Source organism: Pseudomonas sp. FW305-3-2-15-C-LB1, assembly GCF_058787615.1.
Genome location: NZ_JBYSZX010000006.1, coordinates 215,351 through 238,541, shown reverse-complemented (window position 1 = coordinate 238,541; position 23,191 = coordinate 215,351). Strand labels below are relative to the sequence as shown.

The 23,191-nt window shown below is 64.4% G+C and carries 30 protein-coding genes; 27 read left to right on the top strand and 3 right to left on the bottom strand.

Annotated elements, in window-relative coordinates; genetic code table 11:
* The first annotated feature begins 67 nt into the window (after positions 1-67).
* The 6 genes from AC3WP7_RS14595 to AC3WP7_RS14570 are packed head-to-tail and all read left to right on the top strand — an operon-like array spanning position 68 to position 5,471.
* The gene (locus tag AC3WP7_RS14595; protein WP_092244958.1) at positions 68-952 is read left to right on the top strand and encodes a SctD/MshK family protein; all 885 of its coding nucleotides are present in this window, start codon (positions 68-70) and stop codon (positions 950-952) included.
* A gap of 26 nt (positions 953-978) precedes the next feature.
* Complete coding sequence (locus AC3WP7_RS14590; protein ID WP_071491940.1) at positions 979-1,335, top strand: hypothetical protein; 357 nt, start codon at positions 979-981, stop codon at positions 1,333-1,335.
* Positions 1,335-1,670, top strand: a complete 336-nt coding sequence (locus AC3WP7_RS14585) for a tetratricopeptide repeat protein (RefSeq protein ID WP_071491939.1) — start codon at positions 1,335-1,337, stop codon at positions 1,668-1,670. The genes AC3WP7_RS14590 and AC3WP7_RS14585 overlap by 1 nt, the downstream gene beginning before the upstream one ends.
* Complete coding sequence (sctV, locus tag AC3WP7_RS14580; protein WP_092244961.1) at positions 1,667-3,799, top strand: type III secretion system export apparatus subunit SctV; 2,133 nt, start codon at positions 1,667-1,669, stop codon at positions 3,797-3,799. The genes AC3WP7_RS14585 and sctV overlap by 4 nt, the downstream gene beginning before the upstream one ends.
* Entirely contained in the window at positions 3,796-5,076 is a 1,281-nt protein-coding gene (locus tag AC3WP7_RS14575; RefSeq protein ID WP_093123928.1) for a type II and III secretion system protein family protein, read from the top strand. The genes sctV and AC3WP7_RS14575 overlap by 4 nt, the downstream gene beginning before the upstream one ends.
* A 14-nt stretch (positions 5,077-5,090) precedes the next feature.
* Complete coding sequence (locus tag AC3WP7_RS14570; protein WP_071491936.1) at positions 5,091-5,471, top strand: hypothetical protein; 381 nt, start codon at positions 5,091-5,093, stop codon at positions 5,469-5,471.
* 206 nt (positions 5,472-5,677) lie between these two features.
* Here AC3WP7_RS14570 and AC3WP7_RS14565 read toward each other — a convergent pair whose 3' ends face one another.
* The gene (locus AC3WP7_RS14565) at positions 5,678-6,442 is read right to left on the bottom strand and encodes a tetratricopeptide repeat protein (protein WP_093527882.1); all 765 of its coding nucleotides are present in this window, start codon (positions 6,440-6,442) and stop codon (positions 5,678-5,680) included.
* 48 nt (positions 6,443-6,490) lie between these two features.
* On the opposite strand from AC3WP7_RS14565, the gene AC3WP7_RS14560 reads away from it, so the two are divergent.
* Genes AC3WP7_RS14560 through AC3WP7_RS14500 form a run of 13 tightly spaced genes read left to right on the top strand, consistent with a single transcriptional unit; the run spans position 6,491 to position 15,302 of the window.
* Positions 6,491-7,054 (top strand): type III secretion protein, encoded by a 564-nt coding sequence (locus AC3WP7_RS14560; RefSeq protein WP_102591764.1) that lies wholly within the window; start codon positions 6,491-6,493, stop codon positions 7,052-7,054.
* 12 nt (positions 7,055-7,066) lie between these two features.
* Positions 7,067-7,300 carry a hypothetical protein gene (locus AC3WP7_RS14555; RefSeq protein WP_092244980.1) on the top strand — a complete coding sequence of 78 codons (234 nt, stop codon included), beginning with the start codon at positions 7,067-7,069 and terminating at the stop codon, positions 7,298-7,300.
* Positions 7,301-7,309: 9 nt separating this feature from the next.
* On the top strand, positions 7,310-7,744 hold the full coding sequence (locus AC3WP7_RS14550; RefSeq protein WP_093527879.1) for a hypothetical protein: 435 nt from the start codon (positions 7,310-7,312) through the stop codon (positions 7,742-7,744).
* 4 nt (positions 7,745-7,748) lie between these two features.
* Complete coding sequence (sctJ, locus tag AC3WP7_RS14545; RefSeq protein ID WP_092244983.1) at positions 7,749-8,531, top strand: type III secretion system inner membrane ring lipoprotein SctJ; 783 nt, start codon at positions 7,749-7,751, stop codon at positions 8,529-8,531.
* Entirely contained in the window at positions 8,528-9,142 is a 615-nt protein-coding gene (locus AC3WP7_RS14540; protein WP_102591765.1) for a type III secretion protein, read from the top strand. The genes sctJ and AC3WP7_RS14540 overlap by 4 nt, the downstream gene beginning before the upstream one ends.
* Positions 9,139-9,723: a type III secretion system stator protein SctL gene (gene sctL, locus AC3WP7_RS14535; RefSeq protein ID WP_102591766.1), complete on the top strand. Its 585-nt coding sequence runs from the start codon at positions 9,139-9,141 to the stop codon at positions 9,721-9,723. The genes AC3WP7_RS14540 and sctL overlap by 4 nt, the downstream gene beginning before the upstream one ends.
* Positions 9,720-11,042 (top strand): FliI/YscN family ATPase, encoded by a 1,323-nt coding sequence (locus AC3WP7_RS14530; RefSeq protein WP_071491929.1) that lies wholly within the window; start codon positions 9,720-9,722, stop codon positions 11,040-11,042. The genes sctL and AC3WP7_RS14530 overlap by 4 nt, the downstream gene beginning before the upstream one ends.
* A gap of 16 nt (positions 11,043-11,058) precedes the next feature.
* The gene (locus AC3WP7_RS14525; protein ID WP_071491928.1) at positions 11,059-11,505 is read left to right on the top strand and encodes a hypothetical protein; all 447 of its coding nucleotides are present in this window, start codon (positions 11,059-11,061) and stop codon (positions 11,503-11,505) included.
* Positions 11,502-12,503 carry a type III secretion system cytoplasmic ring protein SctQ gene (gene sctQ / locus AC3WP7_RS14520; RefSeq protein ID WP_102591767.1) on the top strand — a complete coding sequence of 334 codons (1,002 nt, stop codon included), beginning with the start codon at positions 11,502-11,504 and terminating at the stop codon, positions 12,501-12,503. Before AC3WP7_RS14525 ends, sctQ begins: the two co-directional genes overlap by 4 nt.
* Positions 12,500-13,153, top strand: coding sequence for a type III secretion system export apparatus subunit SctR (gene sctR / locus AC3WP7_RS14515; RefSeq protein WP_017137580.1), 654 nt, complete (start codon positions 12,500-12,502; stop codon positions 13,151-13,153). The genes sctQ and sctR overlap by 4 nt, the downstream gene beginning before the upstream one ends.
* Positions 13,154-13,163: 10 nt before the next feature.
* Entirely contained in the window at positions 13,164-13,433 is a 270-nt protein-coding gene (locus AC3WP7_RS14510; RefSeq protein WP_071491926.1) for an EscS/YscS/HrcS family type III secretion system export apparatus protein, read from the top strand.
* Positions 13,434-13,439: 6 nt separating this feature from the next.
* The gene (sctT, locus tag AC3WP7_RS14505) at positions 13,440-14,252 is read left to right on the top strand and encodes a type III secretion system export apparatus subunit SctT (protein WP_071491925.1); all 813 of its coding nucleotides are present in this window, start codon (positions 13,440-13,442) and stop codon (positions 14,250-14,252) included.
* Between the two features lie 3 nt (positions 14,253-14,255).
* Positions 14,256-15,302 carry an EscU/YscU/HrcU family type III secretion system export apparatus switch protein gene (locus AC3WP7_RS14500; protein WP_102591768.1) on the top strand — a complete coding sequence of 349 codons (1,047 nt, stop codon included), beginning with the start codon at positions 14,256-14,258 and terminating at the stop codon, positions 15,300-15,302.
* A gap of 32 nt (positions 15,303-15,334) precedes the next feature.
* Here the strand turns inward: AC3WP7_RS14500 and AC3WP7_RS14495 are convergent, their stop codons facing one another.
* Together AC3WP7_RS14495 and AC3WP7_RS14490 are read right to left on the bottom strand one after the other, a co-directional pair.
* Complete coding sequence (locus AC3WP7_RS14495; RefSeq protein ID WP_092245004.1) at positions 15,335-15,757, bottom strand: hypothetical protein; 423 nt, start codon at positions 15,755-15,757, stop codon at positions 15,335-15,337.
* Positions 15,758-15,970: 213 nt separating this feature from the next.
* A complete protein-coding gene (locus tag AC3WP7_RS14490; RefSeq protein WP_102591811.1) occupies positions 15,971-18,787 on the bottom strand; it encodes an ATP-binding protein in 2,817 nt (938 codons plus the stop codon).
* Positions 18,788-18,881: 94 nt separating this feature from the next.
* On the opposite strand from AC3WP7_RS14490, the gene AC3WP7_RS14485 reads away from it, so the two are divergent.
* From AC3WP7_RS14485 to AC3WP7_RS14450, 8 genes are all read left to right on the top strand, one after another.
* Positions 18,882-19,040: a hypothetical protein gene (locus AC3WP7_RS14485; protein WP_156682177.1), complete on the top strand. Its 159-nt coding sequence runs from the start codon at positions 18,882-18,884 to the stop codon at positions 19,038-19,040.
* Positions 19,041-19,358: 318 nt separating this feature from the next.
* Positions 19,359-19,631, top strand: coding sequence for a BufA1 family periplasmic bufferin-type metallophore (locus AC3WP7_RS14480; RefSeq protein ID WP_049712652.1), 273 nt, complete (start codon positions 19,359-19,361; stop codon positions 19,629-19,631).
* Positions 19,628-20,035, top strand: coding sequence for a DoxX family protein (locus tag AC3WP7_RS14475; protein WP_092245010.1), 408 nt, complete (start codon positions 19,628-19,630; stop codon positions 20,033-20,035). Before AC3WP7_RS14480 ends, AC3WP7_RS14475 begins: the two co-directional genes overlap by 4 nt.
* Positions 20,036-20,053: 18 nt before the next feature.
* Positions 20,054-20,815 (top strand): alpha/beta fold hydrolase, encoded by a 762-nt coding sequence (locus AC3WP7_RS14470; protein ID WP_071491921.1) that lies wholly within the window; start codon positions 20,054-20,056, stop codon positions 20,813-20,815.
* Between the two features lie 26 nt (positions 20,816-20,841).
* Positions 20,842-21,105, top strand: a complete 264-nt coding sequence (gene bufA2 / locus AC3WP7_RS14465) for a BufA2 family periplasmic bufferin-type metallophore (RefSeq protein WP_102591770.1) — start codon at positions 20,842-20,844, stop codon at positions 21,103-21,105.
* Between the two features lie 54 nt (positions 21,106-21,159).
* Complete coding sequence (bufB, locus tag AC3WP7_RS14460; protein ID WP_071491920.1) at positions 21,160-21,984, top strand: MNIO family bufferin maturase; 825 nt, start codon at positions 21,160-21,162, stop codon at positions 21,982-21,984.
* Positions 21,981-22,730: an HvfC/BufC N-terminal domain-containing protein gene (locus AC3WP7_RS14455; RefSeq protein ID WP_102591771.1), complete on the top strand. Its 750-nt coding sequence runs from the start codon at positions 21,981-21,983 to the stop codon at positions 22,728-22,730. Before bufB ends, AC3WP7_RS14455 begins: the two co-directional genes overlap by 4 nt.
* Positions 22,723-23,175 carry an alpha/beta fold hydrolase gene (locus AC3WP7_RS14450; RefSeq protein ID WP_102591772.1) on the top strand — a complete coding sequence of 151 codons (453 nt, stop codon included), beginning with the start codon at positions 22,723-22,725 and terminating at the stop codon, positions 23,173-23,175. The genes AC3WP7_RS14455 and AC3WP7_RS14450 overlap by 8 nt, the downstream gene beginning before the upstream one ends.
* Positions 23,176-23,191 lie beyond the last annotated feature (16 nt).

The following is a 23,191-nucleotide window of genomic DNA, read 5'->3' as shown; positions in this document are numbered from 1 at the left end:
CTCTCGATTCCCGTTTTTATCCTGATTCTTGACCCCGTTGCACAGGCTCAAAGGGGCAAACCCGACTATGACAGCCCTGATTTCCCTGGGCCCGGTCGCCGCAACTGGCGCACCGACCCTGACGGTGACCGGCGGTTTGCATCAGGGCAGTTCCCTGGTGCTCGACCAGCCTGTCTACACCCTCGGCGCCGATCTGGCGGCTGATTTGGTGCTCAGCGATCCCGGCGTTGCCGGCCTGCACCTGCGCCTGCGTTTTGAAGGCGGCCAGGTGGCGGTCGAAGCCTTGGGCGGTGACGTATTGATCGCCGGCAATGTGCGCATTCCCCAAGGCAACGGTCATCGCGCGCGGCTGCCGGTGCAGCTGCGCATCGGCACAGCGGGGGTGAGCCTGGCAATGCCTGGCGGTGCTGAAAAACCAGTGCCCGCGCCACGCACATTGGCCCCCTGGATCGTCGCGACCGCGCTGCTGTTTATCTGTGCTGGAGCGCTGGCGTTTCGCAGTGAAGCACCACCGCAGCCGACAACCGCCGTTGCCGCCGTTGCACCGTTGAAAACACCTTCCCGCGAACAGGCCAAGGCCTGGCTGGAGCAGCAGTTGCAAGCCGCCCGACTGGATACCGTGAAGGTCAGCAACAGCAACGGCCAGCTCAGCGCCACGGGCACCTTCGAACAGTCGCAAAAACCGCAGTGGCTGGCGGTGCAGCAAGCCTTCGACCAGCGTTACGGCCAGCAGATCGTGCTCAACCCGCGCGTCGCCGTGCGGGCCGATGCGGCGGCGCCGCGCGTGCGCTTGCAGGCCGTGTGGTTCGGGCCTCATCCGTACGTGATCAACGACAGTGGCAAGCGCCTGTACCCCGGCGCGGCGCTGGCGGACAACTGGGTGCTGGAACGTATCGAAAACAACCAAGTGATCCTCGCCCGTGGCGAGGAGCGCTTCACCTTCACGTTGTGACCACGCTCTTAAGCTAAGGCCCAGGGATGAAAGTCGAACCCCGCCCGTTGATCCCCAGTGACGTACGCAGTGCGCCGGTCGAAGCTGTGCGCCCGGTCAATTCGCGCCAGGCCACCGCCTTCGAAGCGGTGCTCAAGACCCGCAAGACCCACACCCGTCGCTCCCTGCGCAGCGACCTCGAAGAACTCACCGGCGCCGCTGGCGTCGACTCGCTGTTGTTCGGCAGTGCTCGCTCCCTGGAACTGCTGGAGCATGTGATGGAACACATCCTGCCAAGCCTGGACGCCGAGCCACACATCAAGGCACTGGCCGTCGAGCTGATCGGCGAAGAGATCGAGATGCGCCGCACCCTCGCACAGCAACGCTCGGAGGTACACGCCTGATGGCCCGCGATAACGACGACGCCGTGCAACTGCTCAAGGGCATCGGCGAGCTGTACCGGCGCAATGGCCAGTCCCAGCGCGCCCTGGTGATGCTGCTGATCGCGGTCAACGTCGCCCCCGATGACGGCGTGTTGCTGCGCTCGCTGGTGCTGGCTTTCACCGACAGCGGCGACGCGTCCCGCGCCCTCGGCGCCCTGGACCGTCTGGTGGCGCTGGAAGGCGAGTCCGCCAGCCTGTTGCTGTTGCGCGCCCGCGCCTTGTGGTACGGCGAGCGCAAGGACGACGCGCGCCAGTGCTTCAAACGCTATCTGGCTGCACGCAGGGCCGGCGCATGAGTGCGCTCAACCGCCTGAACAACCTGGCGCGCCTGGCTGCCCAGCGCACCGACGTGATCATCGTCGCATTCATGCTGATGGCGATTGTGATGATGATCATCCCGCTGCCCACCTACCTGGTGGACGCGCTGATCGGCCTCAATATCGCCCTGAGCATCCTGATCCTGATCGTGGCCTTCTACATCGGCCACTCGGTGGAGTTCTCCGCGCTGCCGCCGCTGATCCTGCTCAGTACGCTGTTTCGCCTGTCGCTGTCGATCACCACCACCCGTTTGATCCTGCTGCACGGCGACGCCGGGCATATCGTCAAGGCCTTCGGCGACTTCGTGATCGCCGGGCAAGTGGTGGTGGGCATGGTGGTGTTCCTGATCATCACCGTGGCGCAGTTCGTGGTGATCACCAAGGGGGCCGAGCGCGTGGCGGAAGTGGCCGCGCGCTTCACCCTGGACGCCATGCCCGGCAAGCAGATGAGCATCGACAACGACCTGCGCAATGGTGATATCGACCAGGCCGAAGCCCGTCGTCGCCGCTCTCGATTGGAGCGTGAAAGCCAGATGTTCGGCGCGATGGACGGCGCCATGAAGTTCGTGAAGGGCGACGCCATCGCCGGCCTGGTGATCCTGGCGGTCAACCTGCTGGGCGGCATGCTGATCGGCATGATCGAGCGCGACATGCCGTTTGGCGTGGCGGTGCACACCTACTCGTTGCTCACCGTGGGTGACGGCCTGATTGCACAGATCCCGGCGCTGCTGATTTCGGTGGCGGCGGGCACCGTGGTCACCCGCGTCAACAGCGACGGCGAAGCAGGGGACCTGGGCAGCGAGATCATCAAGCAACTGGGCGCCAGCTACCGCGCTCTGGGGTTGACCGCGTTGATCATGATCGGCGTGAGCCTGCTGCCGGGGTTTCCGACCTGGGTGTTCCTCGGCTTGTCCCTGGTGTTCGGTGGCGCGGCATTCATGATGTATCGCCGGCATCACCGCCAGCCGGAACTTGAAGTGCTGGTCGAGACGCCGGAGCCGGTGGTCGAAGTCCAGGCCGAACGGGATGACAACCTGTTGCCCGATACCCGCGTGCTGCTGACCCTCGGCAGCGGCGTGTCCCAAAGCGCGCCGCGCCAACTGCTGCGCCAGCGCGTCGAAGCGCTGTGCCACGACCTGCGCACTGAACTCGGCGTGGATATACCGGTGCCGGGCATCTACATGGAAGCCAAGGCCACGCCTGGCAGTTTCCGCGTGTCCCTGGAAGGCGTGCCGGTAAGCGAAGGCGAGTTGCCGACCAACTGCCTGCTGGTGCAGGACGATCCGGTGCATGTGCAGTTGCTCGACCTCGCCACGGTGCAGGCCGATTCGCCGCTCACGGGCCGCAACGCCCACTGGGTCGAGCGCCAGCACGAAGACACGCTGCGCAACGCCGGCATCGGTTTCCTGCTGCCCGACGAGGTGTTGCGCGGTGTGCTGGAACGCAGCCTGCGCCGCTATGCCGCCGACTTTCTCGGCATCCAGGAAACCCGCCTGCTGCTGGAGCGCACCGAGGCCACCTACGGCGAACTGGTCAAGGAAGCCCTGCGCCTGGTGCCGTTGCAGCGGGTGGCCGAGACCCTGCGTTTGCTGGTGGGCGAAGGCGTGTCGATCCGCAACCAGCGCGCCTTGCTCGAAGCCATGGTGGAGTGGGGCGCCCGTGAAACCGATGCCGGGCGCCTGGCCGAGCACCTGCGCGCCGCGTTGGCACGGCAGATCAGCCATCAGTACGCCGACCGCAACCGGGTGATCGGTGCGCTGGTGCTGGCGCCGGGCCTGGAAGACCAGTTGCGCGGCTCCCTGCGTCGCCAGGAACCGCAGCGCGAGCTGATCCCCGAGGACGTCAGCCGCGCCTTGCTCGCCCAACTGCGCCAGGCGTGCGAGCACACCCGCGAGGTCAACAGCGCGGTGTTGCTGGTGCACCCGGAACTGCGCCGCAGCCTGCGCCGCCTGGTGGTGCGCGGCGAGCTGGAACTGGCGGTGCTGTCGTTCCGCGAGCTGGCCACCGAGTACAACCTGCAAGCGCTGGTGACCATCAGCCTGACCGAGATTTCCAATCGCCGCGGGCCTGCCGCGGCTTCCGTCACTCCCCTGGCGTCTGCCTCATGATGCGTTTTTGTGTGTTGTTGCTGACTGTATTTTCGTGTGTGAGCCAGGCTCAGGAAATCGCCGCCGGTGCCGGAGGTTCTATCGCCCTGGCCTCCGGCGAAGGGCGCATCCTGCATTTTGTCGCCCCCGTGGACACGGTGTTGGTGGCCGAACCGAATGTGGCCGACTTGCAGGTGGTGTCACCGGGCACCCTCTACATCTTCGGCAAGGCGCCGGGCAATACCAGCCTGATCGCCCTCGGCAGTGACGGTCAGCAACTGGCGAGCCTGAGCCTGGCCGTCAGCAGCGCCAGCCAGGCGGTGACGGCGCCGATGCAGGCATTGCATCCCGGCAACGCTGCGCAGATCAGCGGCGCGGGTAACCGTCTGATCGCCAAAGGCACCGTGGGATCGGTAGCGGAAGCCACGGACTTGAACGCGCTGCTCAATCCCCAGGGGCAGGGTTTCCAGAGCGCGATCAACACCACCGAGTACGCAGGGGCCGCCCAAGTGAACTTGCGGGTGCGCTTTGCCGAAGTGTCGCGTTCGGAGTTGCTGCACTACGGCGTGAATTGGAACGCGATGTTCAACAACGGCACGTTCTCGTTCGGCCTGATCACCGGCGGGCCATTGGCCGCAGCTTCGGCGGGTGGCTTGGCCGCAGCGGGCGCAGGCTCAGGCAATGTGAATATCGACGGCATGCTCGACGCCTTGCAGGCCAACGGTGTGCTGCAGATTCTCGCCGAGCCGAACATCACCGCCATGACCGGCCAGACCGCCAGCTTCCTCGCCGGTGGCGAAGTGGCGATCCCCGTGCCGGTCAACCGCGACCTGGTGGGCATCGAATACAAGTCGTTCGGCGTGTCGCTGTTGTTCAACCCGACCCTGCTGCCCAACGGCCGCATCGCCCTGCAAGTGCGCCCGGAAGTCAGCAGCGTGGTCAGTGGCGGCACCGTGGATTTCGGCAACTTTCATGTGCCGTCCTTCAGCGTGCGCCGCGCCGATACGCGGGTGGAAGTCGGCAGTGGGCAGACCTTCGCCATCGCCGGGCTGTTCCAGCGGGAAAGCAGCCAGGATATCGAGAAACTGCCGCTGCTGGGTGACCTGCCGATCCTCGGCAATCTGTTCCGCTCCAAGCGCTTCCAGCGCAATGAAACCGAGTTGGTGATCCTGATTACGCCGTACCTGGTGGAGCCGGTGCGCGGTCGCACCCTCGCCACGCCCCTCGACGCACCACCGGCTACCGCAGCGACCACCGGACCGCGCAGCGGCGGGGCGTTCGGTTTCTACATGAATTGATCAGGGGGCCTGCCATGAATGTTTTACGTGTGTTGCTGCTGTTGCCCCTGGCGCTGATGGGTTGCCAGACCCACCTGGCGCCGACGTACTACTCATCCGAATACCGCGCCGATGGCTTGCCGACCCAATGCCAGCAACCCCCGGCGACGGACACCATTGGGCTGGGCGAGGATTTCAAGCCGACGTTGGCGCTGGGCTGTGCGAACAATTTGAACCTGATGCAGATGGTCGAGCGCAAGCAGGACCTGACCCAAGGCCGCCCCACAGGGCCGGCCATGGCCGCGCCAGTGGGCCGCGCTGCCCAGGTGTACATCGAAGGGTTTGACCGCGAGCAATTGCAGCGGCGCAAGGATCAGCAGGAAGCCAAGGCCGATGCGGCGGGGGGCAAGCAATGACCTGTGTTGCTTGTTGTGGCGAGCGGGCTTGCCCCGCGTTGGGGCGCGAAGCGGCCCCTGTCAAATTCACCGCATTCCAACAGACAGTTCTCAGCGCCTGGTTTTGGGGCTGCTTCGCAGCCCAACGCGGGGCAAGCCCGCTCGCCACAACAGGCCCGCTCACCACAACAACCCTGCTCACCACAGAACGCTCATCCACAACAGATTCAACGCGAATCAACCAACCCCAGCTCTCGTGCCTGGGCCAGCGGATCACTGATCGCCTTGATCCGCTTGGCTTCATCCACCAACCGCGCCCGTTCGGCTGCGGGAATATCGTCCAACGGCAGCGCAGCGACGCGGTCTTCATGTCCTGTCAACACCATCACCAACAACTCATTGCGCTGATGCCGCGCCAAGGCACGGGGCGACTGGGTAACGGGAGCGATGGTGTCCAACGCCTGCTGCGACTGCCCGCCCAGCGCATACGCCAGGGCCAGGTTGCAGCGGTTGTCGAGGTCGTCGGGCTTGAGGCTCAGGCTCCTGGCGAACGCGGTTTGCGCCGCAGCGGCCTGGCCATTGAGGATCTGCGCGACACCCAGGCGGGTGTACGCAACCGGCAAGCCGCTGATCCCGGCCGCCTGGCCCAGGGCAGTGACGGCGCGCTGAGTCTTGCCCACTTGCAATTGCGCGGTGCCCAGGCCGAGCAGGGCTTCGGCATTGCGGGCGTCGAACCCCAGGGCCTGCTGGAAGGCGCGTTCGGCGCCCGCCGCATCCTTGGCGTCGAGCCTGGCCTGGCCGAGCTTGAGCCACAGCTCAATACCCGCGCCGGGTTGCTGCGCCGCCCGCTCGTACAGCGCTGCCGCACTGGCGTAGTCGCCGCGCTGGCTCAGGTCATTGGCCAGTTGCAGGGACTTGTCGGCATCGGTCGCAGGTGGGTGGGCGCAGGCGGTCAGCAGCAGGGTACTGGCGAGCAGAAATCTAGGGGTCATCATCACAACTCGTCTGGCGAAGGCGGAGGCCATGTAAGCATATTTTTGATGGCTGTCCTATGCCTGTTCAGCACCAGTTTCGCCCACGCTGCCCAAGAGCCTGACTGGTTCTCCCAACCCTACGCCTACGTGCTGGTGGACCAGGACGTGCGCAGTGCCCTGGAAGAATTCGGGCACAACCTTGATGTGCCGCTGGTGCTCTCCGACAAGGTCCGTGGCAAGGCCCGCAGCACGATTCGCGCGGCCACCGCCGGGGAGTTCCTGCAAACCCTGTGCAGTACCAACGGCCTCACCTGGTACTTCGACGGCAACCTCTTGTACCTCAACGCCAGCGATGAAATCAGCACCAGGCTCTTCAAGGCCAGCGCCCTGGACCTCGACCAGTTGCAGGCCTACCTCGGTAACCTCGATGTGTTCGGCCAGCAGTTGTCCATGCGCAACGGCCCCGAGGGCGATGAAGTGTTCGTGTCCGGGCCACCGCCGTACCTGGCGCTGGTGCAGCAGCATGTCGATCACCTGCAACCCAAGGTCGCCGCCGCCCCGGTGGCGCGCGAGCGCGGTGTGCGGGTATTCCGTGGCGCCCAAGTCAGTACCGAAACCCCAACCCAGTAAAGGAGCAGCACCATGTCCGTAACGGCCGTAGACAGCAATCTCGCCCCTGGTGGCGCCAGCCCTGAAGCCAGGTTCAACGCGGCGGTGGATAACGCCAAGGCCGCCGATAAGCCCGCCGAGCCCACCGACGCCGAACTCACCGATTCGTTCATCACCCAGGCGGTCACTTACGGCGGCCAGTTCATCATCATGCCGAAGATGCAGGAACTGCTGAACGACGCCATGTCCGATGACGACGAAGAGTAGGAAGCCCCTATGACTATCAGTCTCGCCGCCGGCGCTTCGGCGCTGCCGCCGTCTGCCGGCGCGGGGCCCGCCGGGGCCTCGCAGAACCTGTTCGAGCACATGGCCAACACCGCCAAGGGCATGCCCGAAGGCGCCAGCCCGCACCAGATCGGCTCGGGCCTGATGGAGCGCATGAACAGTTTCATCGACCGTACGCGGGCGTTTTCCGAGCGCGCCGACCTGCTCACCAATAATCCTTCGGCACCGCCGCCGGCCCAGGCAGAAATCCGTACCGCCAGTGCTTCGATCCAGGGTGAACCCGGGAAAAAAGTCGGCGAGCAACAGGTCGACCAGATCGTCCACTCCCTGGGCAAGATGTTCGATTACTCCATCGAAACCCAGATGGTGGTGCGCGGTGCGACGCAGATTTCCGGGTCCGCCAACACGCTGCTCAAGGGGCAATAACATCATGCCAAGCCCAAACCGTGCGCTGCGCCTGTTGCTGATTGGCCTGCTCGCCAGCCTGTTGCAGGCGTGCAACACCGACCTCTACACCAACCTCAGCGAGCGCGACGCCAACGCCATGGTCGCGGTACTGCTGCGCGGTGGCGTCCCGGCCGAGCGCAAGGCCCAGGACAACGGCCAGCTCAAGGTGGTGGTCGATGAGTCACGCTTTGCCGAAGCCATGACCCTGCTCGACAACGCCGGCCTGCCGCAGCAGAGTTTTTCCAACATGGGCGAGGTGTTCAAGGGCAATGGCCTGGTGTCGTCGCCGGTGCAGGAGCGGGCGCAGATGATCTATGCGCTCAGCGAAGAGCTTTCGCATTCGGTGTCGCAGATCGACGGCATCGTCGCTGCCCGCGTGCACGTGGTGCTGCCGGACAACGACCTGCTCAAGCGCGTGATCTCGCCGTCATCGGCCTCGGTACTGGTGCGTTACGACCCGGGCACCGACATCAATACGCTGATCCCGCAGATCAAGACCCTGGTCGCCAACGGTATTTCCGGGCTGAGTTACGACGGCGTTTCGGTGACGGCGATCAAGGCCGCCGTCGCCATCAGCCAGAACCCGGCGCAACCGCGCCTGGCGCGCTTCATGGGCCTGTGGCTGCTGGAAGACAACGTGGCCCAGGCGCGGCTGATGTTCGGGGCCTTGTCGCTGATCGCACTCGGTGCGGTGGGTGTGCTCGCCCGTCAGCAGTGGGCGCGTCGTCAGTCCCAGGCGTTGTATGTGCTCAAGGAGGGTGAATGAGTTTGTTCGAACGCTGGCAGGGACTGATTGCCGAACCGCTGCGGTTTGTGCGCGGGCCGAGCCTGGGTGCATGTTTTACCGATGAATTGCCAGACGCCGTGCTGCAGGCGATGCGGGGCCAGCCACGCTTTCGCCAGCGCCTGGAGCAGTTGCTGGTCAGCCATTATCAACTGGCACCCATGGCGCAATTGACCACGCCAATGGCGGCGGACTTGGCGGTGCTGTTGTTATCGCCGGCACAGTTTGCCCGCTTGCCGAGGTTGTGCGGCGCCATCTGGCACGCCCCGACCCTGAGCCGCGAGATCCGTCGCGAGGTGGTCAACGAATTGCGCGAAGGCCTGGGCGCTGAGGTCTTCGTGAGCGCCCTGGCCTTGCGCCAACTCGGTGGTGCGGCGGATCTGCTGCGCGAGCCGGTCGAGTTGGTCGACGCCGTCGACCGCGATGGCCAGGGCTGTGTCGCGGCCTGGCTGCACGCCCAGCACGCCGACTGGCAGGGCTGGCTGCGTTTGCGCTTTGCCTTTCCCCAGGGCCACGGCGCCCGTGTACCGCGCGACCTGGAAATCGTCCAGGCCGCCGCTGCGTGCCTGCTGGCCGAGGAGATCACGCCATGAGTGAACTGCCAAGCCGTCCCACCGCCCGCATCCTGCGCGCCGAAGACGCCGCGTTGTGGAGCGATGGCTTTGCCTTCCTGCAAGCGGCCAAGGCGCAGGCCGAGCAGATCCGCGCCGACAGCGAGCAATGGTTGAGCAGTGCCCGCGCAGAGGGCTTTGAAAGTGCCCGGCAAGCCGGCGCTGAACAGGTGGCGCAACTGCTGCTCGCTACCCAAGCCCAGGTGCAGCATTACTTGAGCAGTCTGGAAACGTCCCTGGTCAACCTGGCCCTGGGTATCGTGCATGAAGTGCTGGGGGAGTTGGACAACGCCGAGCGTGTGGTGCGCAGTACCCGCCAGGCGTTGAGTGCGTTTCGCCAGGACCAGGCCCTGACCTTGTGGGTGCCGCCGGCGGACGTGGATGCCCTGCGCCAACGCCTCAAGCTGGAGGGATTGGCGATTGCGGTGGATGCGGATGAACAGCTGAGCGCCGGACAGGCTCGCCTGAACAGCCCGGCCGGCTCCGTGGAGCTGGGCCTCGACGCCCAATTGCAGAACCTGCGTCGCAGCCTGCTGCCCTTTGCCGAAGAGGGCCTGGCATGAACCTGGAACAGCTGCTGCCACGCCTCTGCGAGCGCCTGGCCCAGGCGCGCCCGCGGCCGATGCACGGCACCGTGCTGAGCATTCGCGGTGTATTGCTGCGCGCCAGTGTGGCCGGGGCGAGCATCGGTGAGCTGTGCCAGCTGCGCGACCCCGGCAGCGCCCGCAGCCTGAGCGCCGAGGTGATCGGTTTTGACGGTGACGAGGCCATCCTGTCGCCCATCGGCTCCATGGAAGGCCTGTCCACGCGCACCCAAATCACCGCCACCGGCGAGACCCTGGGCGTGGCCGTCGGGGATGCGCAGCTCGGCCGGGTCATCAGCCCCATGGGCGATTTCCTCGACGGCGACGGCATGCCGCCGACCGTGGCCTTGCAGCACTACCCGCTGCACGCTGAACCCCCGGCAGCGTTTTCGCGACAGTTGATCGTGCGTTCCATGGCCCTGGGCATTCGCTCCATCGATGGCCTGCTGACCCTGGCCCAGGGCCAACGCATGGGCATCTTCGGTGAGCCCGGTGTGGGCAAGTCGTCGCTGCTCGCCAGCATCATCCGCAACAGCGAAGCCGATGTGATCGTGATCGGCCTGATCGGCGAGCGGGGCCGGGAAGTGCGTGAATTGCTCGATGTGCAGCTCGACGCCCAGGCCCGTGCGCGCACGGTGGCGGTGGTTGCCACTTCGGATCGCCCGGCGGCCGAGCGGGTGCGTGCGGCGTTTGTCGCCACCACCCTGGCCGAGTACCACCGCGACCAGGGCCGCAACGTATTGCTGTTGATGGACAGCCTCACGCGTTTCGCCCGGGCCCAGCGCGAGATCGGCCTGGCGGTGGGCGAGCCGCCAACCCGGCGCGGTTATCCGCCGTCGTTCTTTTCGGCCTTGCCGCGTTTGCTGGAACGCGCCGGCCCCGGGCCCACCGGCAGCATTACCGCGCTGTACACCGTGCTGACCGAGGGTGATGCCGCCAGCGATCCGGTGGCCGAAGAGGCCCGTTCGATCCTCGACGGTCACATCGTCTTGAGCGCCGAGTTGGCCCAGCGCAACTACTTTCCGGCGGTGGATGTGTTGCGCAGTCGCAGCCGTTTGATGGAGCAGGTCGCCGGTGAAGAGCACAAGCGGCTGGCGATGCGCATGCGGGAATTGATGGCGCGGTATGGCGAGATCGAAATGCTGATCCGCGTGGGGGAGTACTCCGCCGGCAGCGATCCTTTGGCCGATGAAGCGATCAACCGCCACGCCGCTATCGAAGCCTTCCTGCGCCAGAACGCGGGTGAGCCGAGCAACCTGGAACAGACCCTGGCCCACATGCGCCGGGTACTGGCATGAACAAGGAGCAAATCCAATGAAAACCCAACAACTACGCACCCTGCAAACCCTGCGGGTGTTGCGTGAACAGCGGGCCGCCAGCCAACTGGCCGCGCAGCAGCAACGCTGCGAGCAGACCCACGGTGTGCTGACTGACGCCAAGGAGCAATTGCGCCTGCACCGTGAGGCGATTGCCGAAGAAGCGCGGCAGGTTTATGCGTCCCTGACCGAAGGCCTGTCGGTCGCCAGTTGGCAGGCCGCCCAGGATCGCCTGCGCGGCCTGTCGGATGACCAGCAGCAACTGGAAAACGATGTGGCTCACGTGTCCACCACGCTGCGAAGCCAGGAGCGCGAGCGCGATGTGTTCCGTCAGGAGCGCCTGAGCCGCCAGCGCCAGTCCGAGGCCTGGCAAAGCCTGCTTGAGGGCCGTGAAAGCGCCGAGCGCCGGGTGGGCGAGCTGCGTGATGAAGGCGCCGGCACATGATTCCAGCCCTTGCCGATTCGCTGTCGCCGTGGCTGACCCACTACGACCCGGCGTTACTGGCTCTGCACAACCAGTTGCACCGCCGCTGCCGTCCCTGGCAGGGCCGTTGCGGCGGGCAGGACTTGCGCGTGAGCTGGGCCGCCGCAGCGCGCCGCCTTGACGCGCCGCGTCATGTGCCGCTGTCGCTTGGCGGTGCCGCGATGCGCCTGAGTTTGCCCGCTGCGGCGCTGGAGCAACTGATGCTGCCGTTGGCGTTGCCGTTCGATGTGCAGCCGTTGCCTGCGCTGCCGCGCGCGTTGTTGCTGGAGCTGGCGTTGCTCGACCTGATCGAAAGCCTGGAGCCGTTGCTCGGTCACCCGCTGCAGGTGCTCGAAGCCGCTGATGAGCAGGGCGTGTTTGCCCTGCGGCTGGCGCTGGAATTGACCTTCGGCCACCAGCCCGCGATGAGCGCCCAGTTGGACCTGAGCGAAAGCGCCGCCGTACTGGTCACGCAACTGCTGGCGCAATACGCCGAGGTCGAACCCGACCCCTTGCCAGGCCTGCGCCAGACCCTGGCGGTGGTGGCGGGGCGCCAGTGGCTGTCCCTCGGTGAACTGCGCAGCCTGCGCCCCGGTGATGTGCTGATGCTGGAGCAAGGCCCGGGCCTGTTGCTCGACCTCGATGGCCGCCTGCAGGCGCGCTGCCAATACCAGGGCGAAGTCCTGCGCCTGCAGGAAGCCTTGAAAGCCCCCTTTGTGGAACCGGAGAACCCCATGACTGATGTTGATGCCGCCGTTGCGCTGGATGCCCTGCCGTTGAAACTGGTGTGCCAGGTGGGCAGCCTGGAACTGACCCTGGCGCAATTGCGTGAACTGGGCGCCGGCAGCCTGTTGCAGCTCGACACGCCGGGCGTGGACAGCGTCGACCTGATGGTCAACGGCCGCCGCGTCGGCCAGGGCCAACTGGTGAAAATCGGCGACGGCCTGGGTGTGCGCCTGCTGAGTTTTGCCACCCCATGACCGGTTATCAGCCGAACCTGATCGAGATCATCCTGGTCGTTGCGACGATCGGGCTGATCCCGCTGGCGGTGGTGACACTCACCGGGTTCATGAAGATCTCGGTGGTGCTGTTCCTGATCCGTAACGCCCTTGGCGTGCAACAGACGCCGCCGAACCTGGTGCTGTACGGCATCGCGTTGATCCTGTCGGTGTACGTGACCACGCCGTTGATTGGCGACATGTACCGGCAGGTGGAGGGGCGCGACCTCAACATCGAGCATGTGGAGCAACTCAAGGATTTGGGCGATGCATTGCGTCCACCGTTGCAAGCGCACCTGAAGCGGTTTGCCAATGAGTCCGAGCGCGGTTTTTTCGTGCAGGCCACCGAGACCATCTGGTCGCCTGAAGCACGCGCCGATTTGCGTGACGACGACCTGGTGGTGCTGATCCCGGCGTTCGTCAGCTCGGAACTGACCCGCGCCTTCGAGATCGGCTTTCTGCTGTACATCCCGTTCCTGGTGGTGGACTTGCTGGTGTCCAACGTGCTGATGGCCATGGGCATGTCGATGGTCTCGCCGAACCTGATCTCCATTCCGCTGAAGATTTTTTTATTCGTGTCCCTGAGCGGCTGGTCGCGCTTGATGCACGGTTTGATTCTGAGTTACGGCTGAGGCACGACCCATGGGCCAGGACGTATTCCTGTCATTGATGAAACAGGCGCTGATGACGGTGCTGATGCTCTCCGCACCGGCGCTGGGCGTGGCGATTATCGTGGGCTTGAGCGTGGGCCTGTTCCAGGCGCTGACGCAGATCCAGGACCAGACATTACCCCAGGTGGTGAAGCTGGTTGCGGTGTTGCTGACCATCGTGTTCCTGGGGCCGGTGCTCGCCGGGCAGGTGGCGGAACTCGGCGGCCAGGTGCTGGACAACTTTGCGATGTGGACGCGCTGACCGCCCATGGATGCCAGCCTGACCGCGCAGTTCCTCGAAGTTGCCTACCCGGTGATCAGCTCCGCGTCGCTTGCCGCTTGCCGTGCCATGGGCGTGGTGGTGATCACCCCGGCGTTCAACCGCCTGGGCCTCACCGGCATGATTCGCGGCTGTGTGGCCGTGGCGATTTCCATCCCGATGTTCTTCCCGGTGTTCGACGCGCTGACATCGATGCCGGAGCACGGCAGCCTGTTTATCGCCGGGTTGCTGATCAAGGAATTCCTGATCGGTATTTTGATCGGCCTGCTGTTCGGCATTCCGTTCTGGGCCGCCGAGGTGGCGGGGGAGTTGATCGACCTGCAACGCGGCTCGACCATGGCGCAACTGGTGGACCCGCTGTCGTCCGGGGAATCCAGCGTGATGGCGACCCTGCTCACGGTGATGCTGATCACGCTGTTCTTCATGTCCGGCGGGTTCATCCTGATGGTCGACGGCTATTACCACAGCTACCAGCTCTGGCCGGTCACCGCGTTCACGCCGGTGTTCGCCAGCTCGGCGCTGCTGGCGGTGTTGTCGATCCTTGACCAGATCATGCGCGTCGGCGTGCTGATGGTCTCGCCGTTGCTGATCGCACTGCTGGTGACCGACCTGATGCTCGCCTACCTGTCGCGCATGGCGCCGAACCTGCATATCTTCGACCTGTCGCTGCCGGTGAAAAACCTGTTTTTCACGATCCTGATGGTGGTCTACATCGGCTTCCTGATCCCGCTGATGCTCGACCAACTGGCGGAGTTTCGCGGCACGGTCGAACTGCTCAAGACCCTGGCCGGCATGGAGTAGCCCATGGCCGATACCAGCGAAGAAAAATCCCAGCCGGCCACGGACAAGAAGCTCCAGGACGCACGCAAAAAGGGCCAGGTTGCCAAGAGCCAGGACCTGGTGTCGGGCATGGTCATCCTGTTCTGCACGCTGTGCATTTCCATTCTGGCGCCACGGGCCAAGGCCCAGGTCACGGCGCTGATCGACCTCACCGCGCTGATCTACGTCGAACCGTTCGCCACGGTGTGGCCACGGGTGCTCGACCATGCCGAGCAACTGGTGATCGGCATCACGTTGCCGGTGATGGCGGTGACCACCGGCGTGGTGATCCTGACCAATATCATCACCATGCGCGGGTTTGTGTTCTCCACGGACCCGATCAAACCCGAGTTCAAACGCATCAACCCGGCGGAGGGCATGAAGAAGATCTTTGCGCTGCGCAACCTGGTGGAGTTCATCAAGGGTCTGATCAAGGTGCAGGTGCTGGCAATCGCGTTCTACGTGGTGGGCAAGCATGCATTGCAGGCGCTGATGGAGTCGTCGCGCTGCGGTGCCGAGTGCATGCAGTCGACATTCTTCCTGGTGCTCAAGCCGCTGGTGTTTACCGTGCTGTGCGCATTCATCCTGGTGGGCGGGGTGGACGTGATGATGCAACGCTGGCTGTTCGGCCGCGACATGAAGATGACCCGCAGCGAGACCAAGCGCGAACGCAAGGACATCGACGGCGACCCGCTGATCAAAAGCGAACGCCGCCGCCAGCGCAACGAGATGCAGGCTCTGGCGACCAAGTTGGGTTTGGGCCGTGCGTCCTTGATGATCGGCACCACCGACGGTTGGGTGGTTGGCGTGCGTTATGTGCGCGGGGAAACGCCGGTGCCGGTGATCGTGTGCCGGGCCTCCCCGGAGGAGGCGTTGTTGATGCTGCAGGAGGCGTATGACCTGGGGATTCCCCATGCGCCGGACAAAACCCTGGCAGCGGACATCGCAAAAAAGGCGGTGGCTGGCGACCCGGTACCTGATGCCGCATTCCAGGCAGTAGCGGACTGGTTGGTGGCAGCCCGTCTGATCTGAAGTAAAGGCGGTGTCATCGCCTTTACTTCAGATCAGACGCGCATGGCTCCAGAGGTTGGGGCCGCCGCCACAACGGGTAAGACAGGCGCAACCGGATTGGCTGCGCCTACGACTGTTGGCGCCTTTTCGAGGGCGGTATCGACTGAGGGTCCAGGTGAATCGACAGAGGTCGCCTCTTTCACGGCAGGTTTTTCCGGGGGGCGCAGATGTTCGGGGACCTCGTTTTTCAAGGCTTTCCAGGACGGCTCAAGCGATACCGGCGGTTTTTTGGGGGGCGCGGCGGCTGGTTCCTTGTCGGGTGCTGGTTTAGCCGTCTTGTCACCTGCTATGGCTTTAATCGCTTTACCTGTGCCGTAGGTGGCGCCGGCAGTGGCCACACCGGTGACGGCACCGACAGCGATTGCTTTGCCAGCGCCAATCAAGGCGGGAATGATTGCAGCAAGAAATGGAAACATAGGTAGGGTCCTTCATTAGCCGGGACGGAAGCCGATCATGAGTGTCCAGAGCGCCTCCATCAGTTCCATTTCTTATTGCTGGGTTCAATCAATTCCGACATCGTGGTTGTCGTTGGTCCACTCCGACGGTTTGAGCGAGTACTTATCCTGGTCTGCCTGACAGGGTCATTTCACCGCTGTAAAAGCTTGTGCGATTCATCCCATGTTCAATCACTACCGGTGCTGGAGCCGCGGCAACGAGGCAATGCGCAACTTGGGTTCCTGCAACCGCGCCAGGTCGGTCGCGATCTGCGCCCGCCAAAAATGCGCGCCCGCCAACTGCGCGTCCACCCAGGCCTGGCGCAGCAGCACGGTGGCCTTGTCCACCGAGCCGTAGTGCGCCTGGCGCAGGATCAGTTGCGCCTTGATCCGCAGTATTTGCGGCACGAACCAACGTTCATGGCGGCCGAGGGCCAATTGCAGGGTGTCTTCGAGCACTTCCAGGGCGAGTTTTTCCAGGCCCAGGCGCGCCAGGCCCAGGGCGTACTCACAGCGCAGCAGGCTGTAGAGCTGGCTGTCGCCCTGGCCTTGCAAGTGGTGCAAGGCTTCGCCCAGTTGCGGCACGCCGGTTTCCGGGGCGCCTTCGCGGATCAGCAGGATGTTTTCGAAACACAGGCGAAATTGCCGCCAGATATGCAGGTCCTGGCCGGTGGTGCTGTCTTGCAGCAGGCCAAGGTAATAGCGCACTTTCGGCAGGTTGGATGCCAGCAGTGCCAGGGGTATGGCACCCAGGCACAGGGTGTACCAGAGGGTCGCAGGGTGTTCGAGGGAGATGGCTTCGTCGACGCAACTGCCGATCAGACGCAGCGCCGGGTCGACATCGCCTTCAAGCAGTTGCACCTTGGCCTTGAGGCAGCGGGCGGCGATGCGTTGGTCGAATTGCAGGTCGATGATGTGCGAACGCGGTGCCGACGGCGAGCCCAGGGCTTCATCGATGTTCTGCCGTGCCCCCATCAGGTCACCCATATGGAACAGCGCCACGGCACGCATGCGCTTGCCGAGCAATTGTTGGCTGCCGCTGTTGTTCAGCGCGATGTAGCGCTCGGCCAGTTCCAGGGCTTCGGTGTACTGGTTGCAGCCGCAGCGGTCGGTCCACAGGCCCCACAGGGCACGCAACTTGTGCTCGGCATCGCCGAGGTCGCGGGCGTCTTCGCATACCTGGCGCCAGGCGTCGCGCATCGGGCCGCCGGTGCCGTAGGTGAGCATCAGCACGCTGGCCAGGGCCGTATGCAACAACATGCGCTGGCGCAAGGGCAGCGGGATGAGGGCGTCGCTGGCCAGGCCTTTGTCGACCCAACTGCGGCACTCGCTGATCAAGGACACCCGCAGCCACAACGGCACGCCGCCCAGGGTCAATTCGATGCCCAGGGACAGGTCGCCGGTGGGCGAGTAGGCCCAGTCGAGGGCTGCCCGGATGGTATTGATCTGCGCAGCGTAGAGGGCCAGCCAGGTGCCCGGCGACAAGCCATCCAGGGTTCGCCCGGCTTCCTGCAGCACGCCGAGCGCATAGCGCGCATGACGCTGGCAAGTGGTATGGGTTTCGCCCTGTTCGTCGAGTTTTTCCAGGGCGTAGGCGCGGGTGGTTTCCAGCAGGCGGTAGTGCTTGGGCACGGTGGATTCGCTGGCGATCAGCAGCGACTTGTCCATCAGGCTTTCGAGCAAGGGCAGGGCGTTGCGCGGGGCCAGGCGGCTGCTGGCGGTCATCGTCTTGACGGCCTCCAGGGTGAAGGAACCAGTGAACACCGCGAGCTGGCGCAGCATGGCCTGTTCGTCGTCGCTGAGCATGGCGTAGGTCCAGTCCAGGGTCGCGCTCAGGGAACGATGCCGGGCGAGGGCGGTACGCCGGCCAGTCATTTGCAGGCGGAAGCTGCCGTCGAGCAGGCCCACCAGGTCCTGGATGCCAAAGGTGCGCACGCGGGCGGCGGCGATTTCGATCGCCAGCGCGTTGCTGTCGAGTTTGCGGCAGATCGCACTGACGGCCGCGACGTCGGCGTCGGTGAACACAAAACCCGGGTCGAGGGCGCGTACGCGTTCCACAAACAGACGCACGCCGGACCATGCCAGGGCTTGCTGGGCACTGAGGTGGGCGTGTGCGTCGGGCACCTCCAGCGGCGCCAGGTCATGCACCCGTTCGCCGTGTGCACGCAGCGGTTCGCGGCTGGTGGTAAGCACACAGCATTGCGGGGCGCTGCGCAGCAGGATTTCGACCACGTCGGCGGTGGCCGGCAGTACGTGTTCGCAATTGTCGAGCACCAGCAGCAAGCGGCGGTTGGCCAGGCTGGCGACCACACAGTGCAGCGGGTCTGCGCTGACGGTCTGGATACCCAATGCACTGGCGAGCATGCCGGCCACCCATTGCCCGCCAGTGGCGGGGGCCAGGTCGACGAAGCACGTGCCCAGATTGAGTTCACCGGCCAGACGCTGCGCCACCGCCATGGCCACAGTGGTCTTGCCGATTCCGCCGGGGCCGGTGAGGGTGACGAAGCGCTGGCTCATGACCTGGTCGGCCAGGCTGGCGATCAAGGCGTCGCGGCCGATCACCTCAGCCGTCGGCGTCGGCAGGTTGGGCTCATCCACACGCACATAGGGCGCGGGCAGGTGCTCTTCACTGGCCGCCTGTACGGTGACGGGGGCGACAAAGCGATAGCCGCGGCCCGGCACGGTGACGATATAACTGCAGTTGCCATCGTCACCCAGCGCGCGGCGCAGCGCGACGATCTGTGCGCGCAGGTTGCATTCCTCCACCACCACCTTGGGCCAGGCGAAGGCGATCAGTTCGGCCTTCTCCAGCAATTCTCCCGCACGGGTCACCAGGGCAATCAACAGGTAGAGCGCGCGACTGCCCAGGGTGACCGGCACGCCGTTGCGCAACAACACATGCTGCTTGGCCAGTAATAGATAGGGGCCAAAGCCCAGGGTGCTGTCAGGGGCGGCCGGCGCGGGATGGTCTGCGTCCAGGAAGGACACTGCGTGGTTCTTGCTCGAGCTCATCAAATCGTCCTTTTTATAGTCAGGCTTGTTATTGGCGATCAGGCCATTCGCCCTTTTTGGGGTACAGATGTGCAGCAGCAGTCTTGGAAAAATGATGTCGATCAACCGTGTTAAAGGCTGCCCTCCTTTGGGGCGTGGTGGTTTTTATGGTGACGTCACGGAGCCTGTTTCAGGGGATGAGACTGTCTCAGAGCTGAAACATTTTATTACTAGAAATACTGATAAAGCAGAATGTATGCCAGTTGGCATGTAACAAACATGACAACAACCGCATGAAATTTATGGTGATTTTTGCGGTCGTCGACGACACGGGAGGGCATTCGTTCGGAAAGGCGAATATTTCTAATTGTGTCGTTCGGGATGCCGAATAAAGCGCCGGGGTTTTGGCACTGTTTTATTGACTGTGTATCGAACTGTATCCCTGCACCATCCTGATACACCTGCATGACGTTCTGTCGCGTTCGCGACACAGAGCGGATACACGCCTGGCTTTAACTCTGCTCACCAGCTGGCGCAGGCGGTCACCGACCCCAAGCGCCCTGGCCACCCTCAGTCAAGCCAGGAGACTCTTATGAAGCGTCCTTACGCAGCCCTCGCTGCAACCCTTGCGCTGTCCCTCAGCGCCTTCGCGGCCGTGGCCCACGCCGACGAGCCCAAGCCCCAGGAAAAATGCTTTGGCGTGTCCCTCGCCGGTGCCAACGATTGCGCCGCCGGCAAAGGCACCTCGTGTGCCGGCACCGCCACCACCGACTACCAGGGCAATGCCTGGGTGCTGGTGGACAAAGGCACCTGCACCCAGATCAAGACCCCTAAAGGCTTCGGCAGCCTCACGGAGCAACCGTGATCCAGCGCCTGCTGCCCGAAGCCCTGCTGTTGCTGGTGGCGCGGGTGGCGATCGCGGCGGTGTTCTTTCTGTCGGGACGCACCAAGGTCACCGGGTTGATTGAACTCAAGCCGTCGACCTACACGCTGTTCCGCTCGGAGTACGCCTTGCCGCTGATTCCGCCGGAGTGGGCGGCGCACCTGGCGACCTACGCCGAGCACCTGTTCCCGCTGTTGCTGGTGCTGGGCCTGCTGACCCGTCCGGCCGCCGCCGCGCTACTGGGCATGACCCTGGTGATCGAGGTGTTTGTGTACCCCGATGCCTGGCCGGTGCACCTGACCTGGGCGGGGCTGTTGTTGCCGCTGCTGGCTTATGGCGGTGGGGCCTGGTCGCTGGACCGCCTGATGCTGGGCAAACGTTCTTAACTTTGATGGAGATTTCCCATGCGTATGCTTTCTTCCCTGGCCATTGCCATGGCCTTGACCGTTCCGATGCTGGCCCAGGCCGCGGATGCCCCGCAGCCCGGCACCGGTAAAAGCGTGGTGATCGTGCCCGGTTCGTTCGTCGACGGCTCCGGCTGGCGTGTGGTGCACGACATCCTGATTCACAAGGGCTACAAGGTCACGGTGGTGCACCAGGGCCACGAGAACCTGGCCGCCGACGTGGCCGAGGCGCGCGAAGTGCTGGAGCAGCAAGTCGGCCCGGTGGTGCTGGTGGGTCACAGTTCCGGTGGCGGGGTGATCTCGATTGCCGGCGACCGCGACAAGGTCAAGTCGCTGGTCTACGTGTCGGCGCTGCAACCGGAAGTGGGCGAGAACATGGCCCAGTTGATCGGCTCCATGCCGGCGCCCAGCGATGACATCAAGCAGAGCCGCGACGGTCACCTGTTCTTCGACCGTGCCAGGTTCAACGCCGACTTTGCCGCCGACCTGACCACCAACCGCACCGACTTCATGGCCGCCTCCCAGGTGCCCGCGACCACTGCCCTGTTCGGCGGCACCGTGTGGGCCGCGGCCTGGCACAAAAAGCCGACCTACGCGGTGGTCTCCACCGAAGACCGTGCCCTGAGCCCCGACCTGCAGCGCTGGATGTACAAGCGTGCCGGTTCCAAGGTCACCGAAATCAAGGCCAGCCACTCGGTGTACATCTCCCAGCCCGAGGCTGTGGCGAAGGTCATCGAAGACGCTGCGTCCGTTATCAAGTAATTCACCCCAACCCTGGAGAAACACCCATGAACACTGCACTCAAATCCCGCCTGAGCCTCGCTGCCGCTGCCGCCCTTATCGCCATGGCCTCGGCCTCATTCGCCAGCGCCGCCGACCAACAGGAAAAACCCGGGCGCTGCTACGGCGTCAACACCTGTAAAGGCACCAGCCTGTGTGCCACCGCCAAGAACGACTGCAAGGGTCTCAACAGCTGCAAGGGCGAAGGCGTGATCGTCAAGACCCCGTCCGAGTGCCTCAAGGCCGGTGGCACCTTGACCGAACCGAAGTAATCCACCCGGCGGGCCCTGTGTGGGCTCGCCACTTATTCGTTGCGGAGATCCGTCATGTCGACATCCAACCCTCACTTTTCAGGCTACGGCCTGGGGCTGCGCAAGGAGCATTACTGCGACTTCCTGGAGACTTCGGTGCCCGTGGATTTTGTCGAAGTGATCTCCGAAAACTTCATGGTCGCGGGCGGCCAGCCCCGGCACATCCTGCGCCAGGTGCGCGAGCGCTACCCGGTGGCACTGCATGGCGTGTCCATGTCCATCGGCACCGCCGAAGGGCTGGACACCGATTACCTGCGGCGCCTCAAGTCGCTGGTGGATGAAATTGAACCGCTGTTTGTCTCCGACCACCTGAGCTGGTCGCGCAGTGGCGGTTTCAATGCCCATGACTTGTTGCCGGTGCCCTACACCGACGAAGCGCTGGACCGGGTCTGCGCCAATATCCACCAGGCCCAGGACGTGCTGGGCCGTACGATGCTGTTCGAGAACCCATCGAGTTACCTGGCGTTCGAGGGTGCCTGCATGACCGAGTGGGAGTTCATCACGGCCATGGCCCGGCGCACCGGCTGTGAACTGCTGCTGGACGTCAACAATGTGTTTGTCAGTGCGAGCAATCACGGTTTCGACGCCCTGGCGTTTCTCGACGGCATCCCCGCCGAGCGAGTACGCCAGGTGCACCTGGCCGGCCACAGCCAGGGCCGTGACATCTTGATCGACAGCCATGACAGCCCGGTGTGCACCGGCGTCTGGGAACTGTACGCACGGGCCATGCAACGGCTGGGGCCGGTGGCGACCATGATCGAGCGTGATGATGAGATCCCGCCGCTCGCCGAGCTGCTTCAGGAACTGTCGATGGCCCGGACCTTGGGGGCGGCGCTATGAACCTGGCGCAATTTCAGCAGGCTTTTCGCCGCTGGCTGGTGAGCGCGTCCGATGAATCCGCGCAGTTGCTGGGCAGCAATCACGTCGGTTTGGCGGTGTACCAGAACAACTACCGCGCCCAGTTGGTGGGCTGCCTCGAACAGGCGTTCCCCAACCTGCGCCGTTGGCTTGGAGAGCAAGCGTTTCTGGCCGCGAGCATTACCCATATCGACAACCATCCGCCCCATGCCTGGACCCTGGATGCGTACCCCGAGGGGTTCCACGCCACCTTGAAGGATGTGTTTCCACTGAATCCGGATGTGCATGAGCTGGCCTGGATCGAGTCGGCCCTGAATGAGGCCTTTGTCGCCGCTGATGCGCAACCGCTGGCCCTGGAAGCGCTGGCCGAGCTGGACTGGGACACGGCGGTATTGCAGCTCACACCGTCGTTGCGTTGCCACGACTTGACCACCAATGCCGAGGCTATCTGGTCGGCGCTGTGGCAGGAAACGTCCGCGCCGGAAGCGGTGATGCTGGAACAGGCGGGCGGTTTGCTGGTGTGGCGGCGGCAATTCACCTCGCGGCTGCGTCAGGTGGATGCGCTGGAACTTCAGGCGGTGCGGCAGGTACAGGCTGACGGCAGTTTCGCCAGGCTGTGTGAGCTCCTGGTGCAACGCCTGGGGGAGGACGCGGGCGTGATGCGGGCAGGTGAATACCTGGCCGCTTGGCTGGGCAGTGAATTGATCGTAGGGGTGAGTGATGTTTGACCGTCGTGGATTTTTACTGCTGGCGACGGTGGTGATCGCCGCCCCGGCGTTTGCGCTGCAACAGGTGAGCACGGATGAGGGGGAGGTGCGTTATGAGCAGTTCGGGCCGGAGGACGGCCATGCGATCATCTTGCTGGCGGCGGATGTGCAGGTGTTTGCGGCGGTCAGCGGGCCGCTGGCGGCGCAGGGTTTCCGGGTGATCGTGCCGTACCTGCGCGAGGCCGATGACGTGACGCTCGGCCAGGATGTGCTGGAACTGATGAACGCGCTGCATATCCCCGAGGCGGTGCTGGCCGGTGTGGAACAGGGCGCACGCGTGGCGACGCACACGGCTACCCTGAAACCGACACGCTGCGTGGGGCTGGTCACGCTCAACACAGTGCCCCAGGCGGGTTTTGCCGAGGCGGTAGGGGTGATGGCTAAAACCGGGCACTGGCGAACATGAAAATACGGACAGTTAG

What these genes read in the sequence shown, in the direction of transcription:
- AC3WP7_RS14480 (WP_049712652.1), top strand. Translation starts at nt 19,359, where the DNA reads ATGAAGCGTCCTTACGCAGCCCTCGCTGCAACCCTTGCGCTGTCCCTC.
- AC3WP7_RS14590 (WP_071491940.1), top strand. Translation starts at nt 979, where the DNA reads ATGAAAGTCGAACCCCGCCCGTTGATCCCCAGTGACGTACGCAGTGCG.
- AC3WP7_RS14540 (WP_102591765.1), top strand. Translation starts at nt 8,528, where the DNA reads ATGAGTTTGTTCGAACGCTGGCAGGGACTGATTGCCGAACCGCTGCGG.
- AC3WP7_RS14525 (WP_071491928.1), top strand. Translation starts at nt 11,059, where the DNA reads ATGAAAACCCAACAACTACGCACCCTGCAAACCCTGCGGGTGTTGCGT.
- sctQ (WP_102591767.1), top strand. Translation starts at nt 11,502, where the DNA reads ATGATTCCAGCCCTTGCCGATTCGCTGTCGCCGTGGCTGACCCACTAC.
- AC3WP7_RS14485 (WP_156682177.1), top strand. Translation starts at nt 18,882, where the DNA reads ATGTCGATCAACCGTGTTAAAGGCTGCCCTCCTTTGGGGCGTGGTGGT.
- AC3WP7_RS14585 (WP_071491939.1), top strand. Translation starts at nt 1,335, where the DNA reads ATGGCCCGCGATAACGACGACGCCGTGCAACTGCTCAAGGGCATCGGC.
- AC3WP7_RS14450 (WP_102591772.1), top strand. Translation starts at nt 22,723, where the DNA reads ATGTTTGACCGTCGTGGATTTTTACTGCTGGCGACGGTGGTGATCGCC.
- AC3WP7_RS14565 (WP_093527882.1), bottom strand. Translation starts at nt 6,442, where the DNA reads ATGACCCCTAGATTTCTGCTCGCCAGTACCCTGCTGCTGACCGCCTGC.
- sctR (WP_017137580.1), top strand. Translation starts at nt 12,500, where the DNA reads ATGACCGGTTATCAGCCGAACCTGATCGAGATCATCCTGGTCGTTGCG.
- AC3WP7_RS14530 (WP_071491929.1), top strand. Translation starts at nt 9,720, where the DNA reads ATGAACCTGGAACAGCTGCTGCCACGCCTCTGCGAGCGCCTGGCCCAG.
- AC3WP7_RS14555 (WP_092244980.1), top strand. Translation starts at nt 7,067, where the DNA reads ATGTCCGTAACGGCCGTAGACAGCAATCTCGCCCCTGGTGGCGCCAGC.
- AC3WP7_RS14490 (WP_102591811.1), bottom strand. Translation starts at nt 18,787, where the DNA reads ATGAGCTCGAGCAAGAACCACGCAGTGTCCTTCCTGGACGCAGACCAT.
- bufA2 (WP_102591770.1), top strand. Translation starts at nt 20,842, where the DNA reads ATGAACACTGCACTCAAATCCCGCCTGAGCCTCGCTGCCGCTGCCGCC.
- AC3WP7_RS14560 (WP_102591764.1), top strand. Translation starts at nt 6,491, where the DNA reads ATGGCTGTCCTATGCCTGTTCAGCACCAGTTTCGCCCACGCTGCCCAA.
- AC3WP7_RS14510 (WP_071491926.1), top strand. Translation starts at nt 13,164, where the DNA reads ATGGGCCAGGACGTATTCCTGTCATTGATGAAACAGGCGCTGATGACG.
- sctT (WP_071491925.1), top strand. Translation starts at nt 13,440, where the DNA reads ATGGATGCCAGCCTGACCGCGCAGTTCCTCGAAGTTGCCTACCCGGTG.
- sctV (WP_092244961.1), top strand. Translation starts at nt 1,667, where the DNA reads ATGAGTGCGCTCAACCGCCTGAACAACCTGGCGCGCCTGGCTGCCCAG.
- AC3WP7_RS14570 (WP_071491936.1), top strand. Translation starts at nt 5,091, where the DNA reads ATGAATGTTTTACGTGTGTTGCTGCTGTTGCCCCTGGCGCTGATGGGT.
- AC3WP7_RS14500 (WP_102591768.1), top strand. Translation starts at nt 14,256, where the DNA reads ATGGCCGATACCAGCGAAGAAAAATCCCAGCCGGCCACGGACAAGAAG.
- AC3WP7_RS14550 (WP_093527879.1), top strand. Translation starts at nt 7,310, where the DNA reads ATGACTATCAGTCTCGCCGCCGGCGCTTCGGCGCTGCCGCCGTCTGCC.
- AC3WP7_RS14495 (WP_092245004.1), bottom strand. Translation starts at nt 15,757, where the DNA reads ATGTTTCCATTTCTTGCTGCAATCATTCCCGCCTTGATTGGCGCTGGC.
- AC3WP7_RS14575 (WP_093123928.1), top strand. Translation starts at nt 3,796, where the DNA reads ATGATGCGTTTTTGTGTGTTGTTGCTGACTGTATTTTCGTGTGTGAGC.
- sctL (WP_102591766.1), top strand. Translation starts at nt 9,139, where the DNA reads ATGAGTGAACTGCCAAGCCGTCCCACCGCCCGCATCCTGCGCGCCGAA.
- bufB (WP_071491920.1), top strand. Translation starts at nt 21,160, where the DNA reads ATGTCGACATCCAACCCTCACTTTTCAGGCTACGGCCTGGGGCTGCGC.
- sctJ (WP_092244983.1), top strand. Translation starts at nt 7,749, where the DNA reads ATGCCAAGCCCAAACCGTGCGCTGCGCCTGTTGCTGATTGGCCTGCTC.
- AC3WP7_RS14455 (WP_102591771.1), top strand. Translation starts at nt 21,981, where the DNA reads ATGAACCTGGCGCAATTTCAGCAGGCTTTTCGCCGCTGGCTGGTGAGC.
- AC3WP7_RS14595 (WP_092244958.1), top strand. Translation starts at nt 68, where the DNA reads ATGACAGCCCTGATTTCCCTGGGCCCGGTCGCCGCAACTGGCGCACCG.
- AC3WP7_RS14470 (WP_071491921.1), top strand. Translation starts at nt 20,054, where the DNA reads ATGCGTATGCTTTCTTCCCTGGCCATTGCCATGGCCTTGACCGTTCCG.